This is a genomic window from uncultured Alistipes sp., from assembly GCF_902388705.1.
In the GTDB taxonomy this organism is placed as follows: Bacteria; Bacteroidota; Bacteroidia; order Bacteroidales; family Rikenellaceae; genus Alistipes.
Window position 1 is genome coordinate 1 of the sequence record NZ_CABMQJ010000003.1, and the last position, 13,731, is coordinate 13,731.

The following is a 13,731-nucleotide window of genomic DNA, read 5'->3' on the forward strand; positions in this document are numbered from 1 at the left end:
GGATTCCGCCGCCACAGGCCCGGCAGCGGCAACCCCGGCTGGCTCCGCACCGCCGCACACGGCATTCAACACCGCGACCAGTTCGTTGAGCGTAAAGGGCTTGCGCAGGCATCCCGCGAATCCGCGGGCCGAGAAATCCCCGGCATCCATCTCCCCGCGGGCCGAAACCGCCACCACGGGCAGCGAGGGGGCTACGCCATGCACGGCGGCCAGGACGCTGAACCCGTCGGCCGAGGGCATCTGAATATCGGTGAGGACAGCGGTGAAAGTTCCCTCCGCGACCAGTTTGGCGGCATATTCGGGATACTGACAACACTCGGCACCGATTCCGGCCTGCCGGCACATCCCGGCAGTCATTTCGAGCTGCAGCGGATCGTCGTCGATCAGAAGCACCCGCATCCCCCGACAGGCGGGAAGCGCGGTTTTCGGCTGCGGCCCGCGGCTGCGGCTCTCCGAACCGGCACTGCCGACCGGAATCGAAACGATAAACCGGCTGCCCTCGCCCGGACGGCTTTCGAGCGATATGGTGCCCTCCAGCAGCTTCACGAGGCGGTCGACAATCGAAAGCCCCAGCCCGAAGCCGTCGACACCCTGCGCCGAGCGCAGGCGTACGAACTCCCCGAAAATCCGCTCTTTCTCCGCGCGGCTTATGCCCCGGCCCGTGTCGCGCACCGAAAAGACCAGCCGCCCCTCCGCGATGTCGACGCGCACCGTGACGCGACCCTTGTCCGTAAATTTCAGGGCGTTGGATATCAGGTTCTCGGCAATCTGGCGGATGCGGAACGGATCGCCCGTCACCTCGCCCCCGGCACGGGGCGCCGTATCGAGCAGCAGTTCGATGCCTTTCGCATCGGCGCCCGCGGCGAATCCGGCACAAATCGTTTCGAACAACTGCGCGGGACAGAAGGCCACGCTGTTGACGTCGACTTTGTTGATGTCAAGGCGGTAAAAATCCAGCAGGCTGTTGATCAGCGCCAGCAAATGCTCCGACGACTCCTTCATATTGCGCAGGTAAAGCTCCTCGCGCTTGCCCGTGGTCAGGCGCGAAAGCAGGTCGATGTACCCCATCACCGACCCCAGCGGGGCCTTGATGTCGTGCGTAATGGCCAGCATCAGCTTCTCGCGCGCCGCAAGCAGGGCCTCGTTGTCGCGGTTGGCCCGCTCGAGGGCCCGGCGGTAACGGTTGCTGCGGTTGACGTCCCGCAGCAGAATCCCCACAAAAAGCAGCATCAGCACCACGGCGACGGCGGCTATGCCGCCCAGCACGTACGACGAGCGACGGCGCATCAGCTCCGTCTGGTCGATTTTCCCCAGCAGGTAGGCCGTATCCTCGTCCTCGAAATCCATGATGAGGCGGTATATTTTGGTATTCACCAAATCGTTGCTGTAACGCAGCCGCATGCCCTCGTTCCACGCCCGGTCGTAGATGCCGATACGGTCGCTGGTCACCCGATCCTGCAGCGTGCGCAGCACCGTGGCAATCGTGTCTTTCACGGCCGAAGCGGGCATCGAATCGACCACCCGCTCATGGCGGGAAATCACGATGCCCGAATCCTCTTTCGGCGGGCTGAACAAATCGGCGAAACGCCGGAAAAAGTTGCGTTTGCGCCGCGGCACGGCCACGGTGACCGTGTCCTGCAGCACCCGGCTCACAAACGCGCTGTCCGCGGTGAGCCCGGCGCTGTCCACGCTGTCCGCCGGACCGATCATCTCGCGGATGTTCTTCTCCAGCAGGCTGGCCGTGCCCGCCGAACGAATCGAGCGCTGCAGGCTCATCGTGCGCCGCTCTTTGTCGGCCAAGAGGCGGACGATGCTGTCCAGGCGCATCCTCTGCAGGGAATCCTGCCCGCCGGTCAAGCCGCGCAGCGAGTCGATATACCCGCGCACAGTGCGCAGCTCGCGCTTGTAACGCACCTCGTAGGACTTGTACCCGGCAATCATCAGCTGGCCGTAGCTCTCCGCCTGGTAGAGGTGGTAGAGGGTCTGTCCCACGACGTTGCGCTTGGAGTGCAGCAGCGCATAGCTGCCGTCGGAGGTCGAAAAACGCACCACCGCCCGGTAGACATAGCCTACCGAGAGGACGCAGACCACAATCAGGATGGCGTAACCCGCGACAATCTTCGTCTTGACGAATTTCGACTCTTTCATGCCTCCAAAGATAGTAAAAAGCCCGGAAAAACCGGACTGCCCGGCAATTTCGCGCCCCGCTCCCGCAACAGGCTCCGGAAACCCCGCGGGCGCACCGCGACGGATACCGCGCAAAAAGGGGCCGCGACACTCCCGCAGCCGGCCCCGCCCCTATCCCGTATTCCTCCGCCGCTCGTCCCGCCGCACCCTTTCGGCACCCTTTTCCGGCCGCACTTTCCCGGACACGCTTTTCCGGACACGCTTTTCCCGCGCTTTTCCACCGCCTTGCCCCGCACGCCAGGCCGCCCATAGGCGCCCGGAAACGAACCGGGCCGCACGACAACGTACGGCCCGGTATTTTCGCGAAACGCGGCGACGGTCAATACTTATACCGTATCCACTTGTAAAGTTCCTTGAACGACGGCTTTTTGCCGTACATGAAGATACCCACGCGGTAAATCTTGGCTGCCAGCCATACCATGGCGGTAAACGAGGCGTAGAGGATTACCAGCGAGAGAATCACCTCCCACACGGGAATGCCGTAGGGAATACGCGCCATCATCACCACGGGCGAGGTGAACGGAATCATCGAGAACCAGAAAGCCACCTGCGAGTTGGGGTCGTTCATGATGGTCATCATCACCAGCAGGGCGAGGATAATCGGGATGGTGATCGGCGTCTGCAGCTGCTGGGCATCCTGGATGCTGTCCACGGCCGAACCCACGGCGGCGAACATCGCCGAGTAGAGCAGGTAACCGCCGAAGACGAACAGCAGCAGGTAAACGAAAATCTGCACGACATACCCGAAGTCGGTCATGGCGGCCACCGCCTGCAACATCTCGGGATTCATATCGACCGACGCGGCCGCATCGGGAATTCCCTGCTGCATGGCCTGCGCGCTCGCCATCACGTCAGCGGGCATCAGGTGGGGCATCACCAGCGCCCCGATACCGCAAATCAGCACGCCCCAAATCAGCACCTGCACGACCGCTACCGACGCCACGCCGAGGATTTTACCCAGCATCAAATCGAAAGGCCGCACCGAGCTGACCATCACCTCCAGCACGCGGCTGTTCTTCTCCTCGATTACCGACTGCATGACCATCGAACCGTAAATCAGCAGGAACATGTAGAGAATCATGCCCAGCACGAACCCGACGCCCGTGGCGATCACCGAAGACTTGGCGTGCGCCTCCTCCTCCTGCGACTCGTCGTTGCGGAAGGTCTGCATGCCGACTTTGGTTTTCACCTCCTGCAGTATCTGCGAGAGGTTTTCGATATTGTACGATTTGAGTTTCTCGGTTTCGATAATGTCCTCGATTTGTCCCGTGATGTTGTTCTCGACGGTCATCGACGACGACGAGTTGACGTAGAGTTTCACGTTATTGGGATTGGTGAGGATATCCGACCCGATGTAAAGCACGCCGAACTTGTCGGTCAGCTCCTTGCGGGCGGCCTCGGTCGAGAGGTCGGTGGCCTCGAAAACCAGCTCGTCGCCGCTTTGCAGCTGCGGAGCGACCAGGCCGCTCTCGTCGATAACGGCGATGTGCTTCTCGTCGCCGCGCGAGAACTGCATGATGAGCGCCGGGGCGGCCATCAGGCCGATTACCAGCAACGGCATCAGCAGCGTGGTGATGATGAAAGATTTTTTGCGGACGCGCTCGTTGAATTCGCGCCCTATGATAATTCCTACCTGTGACATAATCGTATCGTTTTAAAGGTTTCCGCTGACGGCGCGGATGAAAATGTCGTTCATCGAGGGGATAATCTCCTGGAACGAACGCAGCTCGACGGCATCGTTCACGGCGGCAATCACCCCGCGCACCTCCTCGTCGCGCTCGACGTGGAGTTTGAGCGAAGCATACACCGACTGGGCCTGCGTGCCCTCGAGTATCTCGCAGCGACCCTCGACGGCACGGCGCAGCGCCGCTTCGTCGCCGCGGTAAGCCACCTCGAAGATATTCAGCCCGTGGCGGCGGCGAATGTCGTCGACACGGCCCGAAAGGATGTTGTGCGACTTGTTAATCAGCGTGATGTGGTCGCAAATCTCCTCCACCGACGACATGTTGTGCGTCGAGAAGATGATCGTAGCGCCCTTGTCGCGCAGGGCGAGGATTTCGTCCTTCAGCAGGTTGGCGTTAATAGGGTCGAACCCCGAGAAAGGCTCGTCGAAAATCAGCAGTTCGGGCTCGTGCAGCACCGTGACGATGAACTGGACTTTCTGGGCCATGCCTTTCGAGAGTTCCTCGATTTTCTTGTCCCACCAGTCCTGGATGCCGAATTTCACGAACCACTGCTTGAGGCGCGTAACGGCCTCGCGGCGCGAAAGGCCTTTCAGGCGGGCGAAGAAGACGGCCTGTTCGCCGACTTTCATCTTCTTGTAGAGGCCGCGCTCCTCGGGAAGGTAGCCGATCCGGTAGACATCCGCAGGCGAGATTTCGCGGTCGCCGAAAAGAATGCGGCCGCTGTCGGGCGCGGTAATGCGGTTGATGATGCGGATCAGCGTCGTCTTGCCGGCGCCGTTGGGGCCGAGCAATCCGTAGACCGAACCTTTGGGAATTGCGAGCGATACGTCGTCGAGGGCCTTGTGCCCGGCGTATTGCTTTGTGACATGTTCTACAGTGAGTAAATCCATGGTCGCTGTGAGTTATTTTGGGGTTTGTTCGGCGACAAATATAACGACAATTTTTGAATATCAAAAAATATTTATCGTTTTTCGATATAAAACCTCAAAAAATAATCCGCCGCCCGCATGCAAAAAAGCGGCCGGAAGTTTCCGGCCGCTTTTCCCGTTACAAATTACATCGATTACCAGATAATCACACGCTCCTGCTCGGGCAGGAACATCTCCCCGTCGGTCATCCCGAACGCATCGTAGAAATCCTGCAGGTTGCGCAGCGTGGCGTTCACACGCCACTTGCCGAGCGAGTGTACGTCAAGTTTGGTGAGGCGCGCGATTTCCGCATCGCGGATATTCTGTGCCCACAGCGTAGCGTAGGCCAGGTAGAAGCGCTGGTCGGCCGTGAAACCGTCGATCGGCGCCGGCTCCGAGCCGTTGAGCGAGTTGCGGAACGCCGTGTGCGACACGCGCAGGCCGCCCTGGTCGGCGATGTTCTCGCCCAGGCTGAGCGCGCCGTTTGCCATAATGGCCGGCTGTCCGTCCTTGGCGGGCAGCACCTCGATGGCGTCGAACTGCTTCACGAGCACGTCGGTCTTGGTCTTGAACGCTGCCGCGTCCTCTTCCGTCCACCAGTTGTTCATGTTGCCGTCCTTGTCGAAATTGCGGCCCTGGTCGTCGAATCCGTGGGTCATTTCGTGGCCGATTACCACGCCGATGGCACCGTAATTCACGGCATCGTCGGCATCGGGATTGTAGAACGGCGGCTGGAGAATGGCGGCCGGGAAGCAGATTTCGTTGGTCGTGGGGTTGTAGTAGGCGTTGACCGTCTGCGGCGACATGTGCCATTCGTCCCGATCCACGGGCTTGCCCAGTTTCGAAATGTTGTCGGCCGTATACCAGCGGCTGGCGTTGACGATATTCTCGAAATAGCTCTTCGACGGGTCGATTGCCAGCGTCGAATAGTCTTTCCACTTGTCGGGGTAGCCGATTTTCACCGTAAAGGCGGCCAGTTTCTCCTGAGCCTTGGCTTTCGTGGCTTCCGACATCCAGTCGAGGGCCGCGATGTGTTCACCGAGGGCTTTCTGCAGGTTCTTCACCAGCACCAGCATACGCTCCTTGTCCCTGGCGGGGAAATACTTGGCGACGTACATTTCACCGACGGCCTCCGACAGCGTACCGTTGGGCACCGACATGGCGCGTTTCCAGCGCGGTTTCATCTCCTGCTGTCCCGACATCGCCTTGCCGTAGAAGTCGAACGAGGCCTGCTGGAAATCGTCGCTCAAATACGACGCGGCATCGTCCAGGTACTGCGCGGCCAGGTAATAGCGGATATCTTCCAGCGGGGCGTTCTTTATCAGTTCGTTGGCGTTGGCGATGGACGATTTCGTGGTCACGATAATCGAGTCGAAGTCGCCGATGCCCATGACCTTGTAATAGGTCGGCCAGTCGATGGCGTCGTAGGTCTTCTCGAACTCGACCTTCGCCGTGGGGTTGTACTGCGCCGGAATGTCGCGCAGCTGGGTGTTCGACCACGATTTCTCGGCCAGTTTCGTTTCGATGTTCATCACGCCGGCCACGGCTTTCTCGACATCGGCCTCGGGGATGCCCGCAAGGCGGAACAGCTTGCCGAGGTACTCCTTGTAGGCCGTGCGGATGTTCTCGTTCTCGGGAGCGAGGTAATAATCGCGGTCGCCCATCATGATACCCGACTGCCCGATATACAGGGCGTTGACGTCGCTGTTCATCAAGTCGGCGCCGACACTGATGCCGAAGAACGGATTGGCGACGGCCGTGTGGAGTCCGGCGATGGCGCCGGTCAGCTGCGAGCGGTCGCCGATGGCGAGAATCTCTTCGACGGCGGCTTTCACTGGCGCCGCGCCCTCGGCGTTCAGGCGCACCGAATCGAGGCCCATCTTATAGAGGTCCGAAATCTTCTGCTCGACGCTGCCCGGCTCGGCCTTTATTTTGGTCATCTCCGAGAAAAGCTCGTTGATGCGTTTCTCGTTGTTGTCGCGCAGAATGTCGAACGAGCCGTAGCGCGAATATTCCGGCTTGAGGGGATTGTTCTTCTGCCAGCCGCCCGTGGCGTACTGGTAGAAATCGGCGTTCGGGGCGACTGTCAGGTCGAAGTTCGCCATGTCGATAGCCGGGGTTTTGGTTGTATTCTGACAACTTGCCATACAAGCTACTGTTGCTGCGAAAAGGATGATTTTCTTCATGGTATCAGTCCGGTTTATTGGTTTGAAAACAGGGGTGCCCCTCCGGACACCCCTTGTTTTGCGAGTTATTTTGCGGGTTCGTCCGGATTATTTGCGGATAGCCGCAACGCCCGGAAGCTCCTTGCCCTCCATGTACTCGAGCAGGGCGCCGCCGCCCGTCGATACGTACGACACCTTGTCGGCCAGGCCGAACTTGTTGATGCAGGCCACCGAGTCGCCGCCGCCGATGAGCGAGTAGGCGCCTTTCGAGGTAGCCTCGGCGATTGCCTCGGCCACGGCGCGCGAGCCGGTCGCGAACTTGTCGATTTCGAACACGCCCACGGGGCCGTTCCAGAGGATTGTCTTGCAATTGAGAATCTCCTCGCGGAAGACTTTCTTGCCTTCGTCGGCGATGTCGACACCTTCCCAGCCGTCGGGAATGTTGTCGGCCGGAGCCACGTCCGTGTTGGCGTCGGCCGAGAATGCGTCGGCGATCAGCGCGTCGGGCGACATGACGACTTTCACGCCCTTCTCCTGCGCTTTGGCCAGGATGTCGAGCGCCGTCTGGAACTGGTCGGGCTCGCAGATCGAATTGCCGACCTTACCGCCCTGCGCAGCCGCGAAGGTGTAGGTCATACCGCCGCCCAGCACGAGCACATCCACCTTCTCCAGCAGGTTCTCGATGATGGTAATCTTGGTCGAAACCTTCGAACCGCCGAGGATGGCGCAGAACGGACGTTTCGGCTCCAGCATGATGCCGTCGATGGCTTTCAGTTCGTTCTCCATCACGTAGCCGAACATCTTGTCGTTGGGGAAATAATCGGCAATCAGGGCCGTCGAGGCGTGAGCACGGTGCGCCGTGCCGAAGGCGTCGTTGATGTAGCAGTCGGCATACGAGGCGAGCTTCTTGACGAACTCTTTCTGCGGACCCTCCTTCAGGGCTTTCTTGGCCGCTTTCTTCTGCTCGTCGGTAGCGTCCTCGGCCAGGCCGCGGGGCTTGCCCTCCTCCTCGGCGTAGAAACGCAGGTTCTCGAGCAGCATCACCTCGCCGGGTTTGAGGTTCTTGGCCATCTCGGCGGCTTTCTCGCCCATGCAGTCGCCGGCGAACATCACCTTCACGCCCAAGCGTTTCTCGATGGCGGGAACAATCTGCTCCAGCGAGAATTTGGGATCGGGATTCTTCTTGGGACGTCCCAGGTGCGACATCAGGATCACCGAACCGCCCTTTTCGAGCACCTTTTTGATGGTGGGAATCGCCGCGCGGATGCGGGTGTCGTCCGTCACCTCGCCCTTCTCGTTGAGGGGCACGTTGAAGTCCACGCGGATAATCGCGCGCTTGCCTTTGAAATCGTAATTGTCGATTGCGAACATAGTACTTTGATTTTGAATTATTTCGATAAATTGATTTTTCGGGGTTTCATTCCGGGGCAAATTTATGAAAATATTTTAAAAAACTGTTATTCCGATAACAGAAAAAATGATGCAAAACGCACCGGAAAAGTTGCCGAACTGCCCGCCGCCGTTCCGTCCGCACCGCTGACCCGGTCCTGCGCACCGGGAAACGGCCCGCTAATAGAACGTCCCCTTCGGCGCGAAGATCGCATAGCCGAAGTTGAACGTCAGGTACATGTTCTTCCAACTGTGCAGGTCGTATTTGGTCAGCGCGAGGCTGACCGGGCCGATCGGCGTATGGTAGACCAGCGACGCCTCGGCGATGTAGTGCCACCGCCTGTCTTCCACCCCGACCCGCGCCCCGGGGTTGTAATTCCGCTTCTCGCGGAACATCGTGTAGAAACCCGTGCGGAAGAAGAAATTGGGCATCAGGTCGAAAGTCGGCATTATGCCGCCGGCCGCAAAGCGCTTGCCCCGGAAATCGGGCATGTAAATCATCTGCGCGTGCGGCACCGGCGTATAGGCCGGCATCGACATCAGGGTGGCGCCCCGGGTCGTGAATTCGGGATGGTTGGTCATTACGCCGTCGACGTTCAGGCCCAGCGAGAACCAGGGCACCCCGGGCATGTCGAAATACTTGTCCCACGTAAACCGCGCGCCGACCCACTGGCGGGATATCCGCGAGCGGAAGCCGTCGGCATCGAACGGTTCGTACTTGTCGCGCCCCGTGACGAAAATCGCCGAAAGTTTCAGGTCGGAGCCCCGGCGGGGATAGAGGAACTTGTCGAGGGTGTTGCGCGCCAGTTCGGCCTTGAGCCCGAAGAACGAATACCGCGAATGGTCGGTGTCGTCGGCAAAAAGCACGTCGGAATCGTAGTGATAGTTGACGTGTCCGCCGTTGGCCCGCAGCAGGAATACGCCGCGGCGGGCGAGGGGCATGCCGACGGCGGTCGAAAAGAAGCTTTCGCTGTTCTTGACCTGCTGCGTATTGTCGACTTTGGTGACGTTGCCGAACGAGCCGTGACGGAAGTTGCGGACGGCGAAATTATACGAGTAATCCAGGAACACGGGCTTCCACATGTAGAAATCCGTGCGCCCGCCGATGGTTCCCCACGTATAAATCGGCCCGAGGTAGAGGTCGGCGCCCAGCTGCTGGCCCACGCGGCCGATCGTCTGGTAGTTCACGCCGATATACGCCTGGTTGAAGGCCGTCGAGGAGACGTTGCCGCCGATGGTGATTTTGAAATTGGGCTTGGTATGGAACACCGCCGAGAACGAATAGCGCTCTTTCACGGAATCGTAGGCCGCATGCGGGAAATCCATCGTGAAGTTGCCGTCCCCGAGTACTGCGTAGAGGTTGTCGCGCAGTTCGGAAAAACCCATCGGTCGCTGCCGCCCGGGTGTACGCCGGTCCACTTTCAGGAAGTCGCGGATGTAGGCCTCCGGCGCCGGCGCCAGCCCTTCGAGCTTGTAGTCGTTGAAAATCAACGGCGGGCATTTGGCGCGGAACTCCTCGCGGCGCTCGGCGTACTGCTGCGGCGTCCAGCGCTCGGAAACCCGCTCCAGAATCTGCGGCATGACCGCTATGGCATCCTCATATCCCGCATTCATGATGGACTCGGCGCTGTCGAAATCGAGCATGTTGACATCCACCGCGCGGCGTATCGTCACGCTGCGGCCTTTGGGCAGGTCGTAGTCGCTGTCGTGCATCGCCAGCATGAAAGCCTGGTCGAGGATGCTGCTGTTCTGGCTGGGCGGGGTGTTGCCCGACGTGCAGATGCTGCCCACAATCAGGTCGGGACGGAACCCCACGTCGAGCGGCCGCCACGGAAAGTTATCGTAAATACCGCCGTCGTACAGCAGCATCGAATCCACTTTCATCGGTTTGAAAACCAACGGTATGGACATGGAGGAACGCACCGCCTCGCTCAAGTCGCCGTTGCGCATCACCACCGGCTCACGGGCGTTCATGTCGCTCGACACGCACAGGAAAGGCACCATCAGCCGGTCGAAATCGCCCTCCGAGGCGGCCGTCGCCGGGGCGAAAAGCTCCGTCAGCGCCATGTCGATCGGCGTCGACGAAATCAGGTTTGTCACCCGGAACCGCTTGCCCGAATTACCCAGGTTCATCCGCACGCTGATAAAGGCCGGGTTGTGGCCAATCTGCCGGTAGTAGGGGGTATAGCGGGGGTCTATACGGCCCGACACCCACTCCTTGACCACGCCCGAGGCGACGATTTCCCGCATCTCGGCCGGGGAGTAGCCCGCGGCATACATCGCCGCGATGATCGACCCCATCGAAGTGCCGGCCACATAGTCGATCGGCACGCCGTTTTCCTCGAGGGCCTCGAGCACGCCGATATGGTAGAGCCCCTTTGCGCCGCCGCCGCTCATCACGACGCCCACCGTGCGGGGCCGCACGGTATCCGCATCGGGATTCCGCGCCCCGGCGACCGTTGCGACGAGCAGCAGCACCGAGATAAATGAGAGGGTTTTACGCAACATGTCTCAATTTTTTTATAACTTTGCACGTTATATAATCGGTAAAAGTAGGGAAAAAGCGTAAACAATCAAAATATGACCGACAAAATCAATGAACTCCTCCGACGTGTCGAAGAGTTCAAACCGAAGGCAGCAGCCGAAATCGAGGAGTTCCGCATCAAAATCCTCGGCAAGAAAGGCGAACTGAACGCCCTGATGGAGGAGTTCAAAACGGTGGCTCCGGAGCTCAAACGCGAGCTCGGTCAGCAGCTCAACAAGCTCAAGGCCACGGCGCTCGAACAGATAAACAACCTGCGCGAACAGTTGCAGGACTCCGCGGAAGGCGACGGCGCCGCCACGGAGGACATGACCCGTCCCGGCTCGGCCGAACAACTCGGTTCGCGCCATCCGATTTCGCTGGTCAAAAACCAGATTGTCGAGGTCTTTTCCCGCCTGGGCTATACCGTGGCCGACGGCCCCGAAATCGAGGACGACTGGCACGTATTCTCGGCGCTCAACTTCCCGCCCGAACATCCGGCGCGCGACATGCAGGACACGTTCTTCATCGAAAAGAACCCCGACATCCTGCTGCGCACGCACACCTCGTCGATTCAGGTACGCACCATGGAGCGCCAGAAACCGCCCATCCGCGTCATCTGCCCGGGCCGCGTGTTCCGCAACGAGGCCATTTCCTACCGCGCGCACTGCATCTTCCACCAGATCGAAGGCCTCTACATCGACGAAGGGGTTTCGTTCGCCGACATGAAGCAGTCGCTGCTCTACTTCGCCAAAGAGGTATTCGGCGAGCAGGCCGTCATCCGCATGCGCCCGTCGTATTTCCCGTTCACCGAACCTTCGGCCGAGGTCGACGTTTCGTGCAACCTCTGCGGCGGCAAGGGATGCCCCGTCTGCAAGGGCACCGGCTGGCTCGAAATCATGGGCTGCGGCATGGTCGACCCCAACGTACTGAAAGCAAACAACATAGACCCCGAAAAATACGCCGGATTCGCCTTCGGCATGGGTATTGAGCGTATCGCCATGCTCAAATACGGCGTCAAGGACCTGCGCCTCTATTTCGAGAACGACGTAAGGTTCCTCCACCAGTTCGACACCGCACTCTGAAACCGATGACCATGAAGCGTCTGACAGCGACAACGGCACTCTGCGCACTCTTCTTCACGGCGTTCGCCGCCGGAAGGGGCCCGGCCGGAGTGCCCGAATATCCCGATTCGCTGCGCAGCGTCTGGCTCTACACCGAAGGCATCAAGCAAAACACCATCGCCGGCGACACGGCCCGGGCGCGGGAGTTTTTCACCGAAGCCATCCGCAACGACTCGACATTCGCCCCGGCCTATTACGAAATGGCGTCGAACGGCATGTATTCCACGCCCGACGAAGCCGTGGAACTGGCGCGCAGCGCCCACCGGCTCGACACGGCCAACAAGTGGTACCACCAGTTCCTCGGGCAGACGCTCATCTTCGCCCGCCGCTACGACGAGGCGCTGGCCGTCTACCGCCGCCTGCGCACCGACGATCCGCAGAACCCCGACAACTACCGGCTCCTGGCGGCTCTCTACGAGCAGGCGGAACAGCCATTCTCGGCCATCGCGACGCTCGACTCGGCCGAGATGCGTTTCGGCCGCATTCCGGTGTTGAGCACCATGAAGCGGCAACTGCTGGTCGCCACGCGGCAGCTCGACAAGGCCGTCGAGGAGGCAAAGGCCATGGTCGATGCGGTGCCTTACGAGGCGCAGCACCACGTGGTGCTGGCCGACCTCTACAACATCCTGGGCAAGGACTCGCTGGCGCTCGCCGAATACGACCAGGCCCTGAAAATCGACTCGACGAACGTCGGGACGCTGATGTCGCTGGCCGACTACTACAACGGGCGCCGCGATTACCGCTCGCTGCTCTCAATCACGGAGCGCCTCTTCAAATCGGACGAAATGCCGCTCGACGCGAAAATCAAACGTTTCGAACTGTTCACCTCCGACATGCGGTTCTACCGCGAATATTACACCCAGCTCAACGCCCTGGCCTCGACGCTCGCCGTGCGTTATCCGCAGGACAAGCGCGTCGTGGAGCTCTACGCCCGGCACCTGATTGCCTCGGGAGAGCTGGAACAGGCGCTGGCGCTCTACAAACTCCACCTCGGCGACCAGCCGCCCGTCGAGTCGTTTTACCGCTCGGTCATCGACATCGAAAGCTACCTCCAGCACCCCGATTCGGTCGACCGTTACGTCAGCCGTGCGCTGGAGCTTTTCCCGGACCAGGTCGATTTCCACATCGCGAAAGGGCATGCGCTGAACTACTCCAAACAATACGCCAAAGCCGTCAAAGCCTACCGGCAGTCGCTGTCTTTCGCTGCCACCGACTCGCTGCGCAGCGCCATTTGGGGCCTCGTCGGCGACACATGGCACCAGAAAGCGGTGGCGGGGGACACAAACGACGAAAATTTCAGCCTCGCCGGTAAAAAAGGCGCCTCGCGTTCGGATATGAAGCAGTGCTACAAAGCCTACGACCGCAGCCTGCACTACAATCCGGACAACGCCATGGTGCTCAACAACTATGCCTACTTCCTCTCGCTCGAGGGGCGGGATCTCGAAAAGGCCTTGGCCATGGCCAGCCGCGCCGTCGCCCTCACGGACAACAATCCCACTTACCTCGACACCCACGCATGGGTGCTCTTCAAGCTGGGACGCACGGCCGAAGCCAAGAAGGTGATGCAGCAGGCCATCGCACTCGACAGCCAGAACAGCCCCGAGCTGCTGGTTCACTACGGCGACATCCTGCATGCCATGGGCGAGCAGTTCATGGCCGAGGTATACTGGCGCAAAGCCCTCGAAAAAGGGTATGACGCCGACCGGATAACCCGCCGCATGGAACAGGGCAAAACCCCGAAAGAGTGATTGC

The 13,731-nt window shown here is 60.3% G+C and carries 8 protein-coding genes; 2 read left to right on the forward strand and 6 right to left on the reverse strand.

Annotated features, from left to right (window positions below; genetic code table 11):
* From QZT71_RS01635 to QZT71_RS01660, 6 genes are all read right to left on the reverse strand, one after another.
* Positions 1-2,148 (reverse strand): hybrid sensor histidine kinase/response regulator (locus QZT71_RS01635; protein ID WP_295911463.1); only part of this gene is annotated, 2,148 nt, incomplete at its 3' end.
* A 358-nt stretch (positions 2,149-2,506) separates the two neighbouring features.
* Positions 2,507-3,829 carry an ABC transporter permease gene (locus QZT71_RS01640; RefSeq protein ID WP_295911466.1) on the reverse strand — a complete coding sequence of 441 codons (1,323 nt, stop codon included), beginning with the start codon at positions 3,827-3,829 and terminating at the stop codon, positions 2,507-2,509.
* Between the two features lie 12 nt (positions 3,830-3,841).
* On the reverse strand, positions 3,842-4,762 hold the full coding sequence (locus QZT71_RS01645; RefSeq protein WP_295911469.1) for an ABC transporter ATP-binding protein: 921 nt from the start codon (positions 4,760-4,762) through the stop codon (positions 3,842-3,844).
* A gap of 173 nt (positions 4,763-4,935) precedes the next feature.
* Complete coding sequence (locus QZT71_RS01650; RefSeq protein WP_295911472.1) at positions 4,936-6,966, reverse strand: M13 family metallopeptidase; 2,031 nt, start codon at positions 6,964-6,966, stop codon at positions 4,936-4,938.
* An 87-nt stretch (positions 6,967-7,053) separates the two neighbouring features.
* A complete protein-coding gene (pgk, locus tag QZT71_RS01655; RefSeq protein ID WP_295911475.1) occupies positions 7,054-8,316 on the reverse strand; it encodes a phosphoglycerate kinase in 1,263 nt (420 codons plus the stop codon).
* Positions 8,317-8,514: 198 nt separating this feature from the next.
* Positions 8,515-10,842: a patatin-like phospholipase family protein gene (locus QZT71_RS01660; RefSeq protein WP_295911479.1), complete on the reverse strand. Its 2,328-nt coding sequence runs from the start codon at positions 10,840-10,842 to the stop codon at positions 8,515-8,517.
* Between the two features lie 72 nt (positions 10,843-10,914).
* Between QZT71_RS01660 and pheS the strand changes: the two genes are divergently transcribed.
* Together pheS and QZT71_RS01670 are read left to right on the forward strand one after the other, a co-directional pair.
* Positions 10,915-11,940 (forward strand): phenylalanine--tRNA ligase subunit alpha, encoded by a 1,026-nt coding sequence (gene pheS, locus QZT71_RS01665; protein WP_295911481.1) that lies wholly within the window; start codon positions 10,915-10,917, stop codon positions 11,938-11,940.
* Between the two features lie 11 nt (positions 11,941-11,951).
* Entirely contained in the window at positions 11,952-13,727 is a 1,776-nt protein-coding gene (locus QZT71_RS01670; protein ID WP_295911483.1) for a tetratricopeptide repeat protein, read from the forward strand.
* Positions 13,728-13,731: the final 4 nt, after the last annotated feature.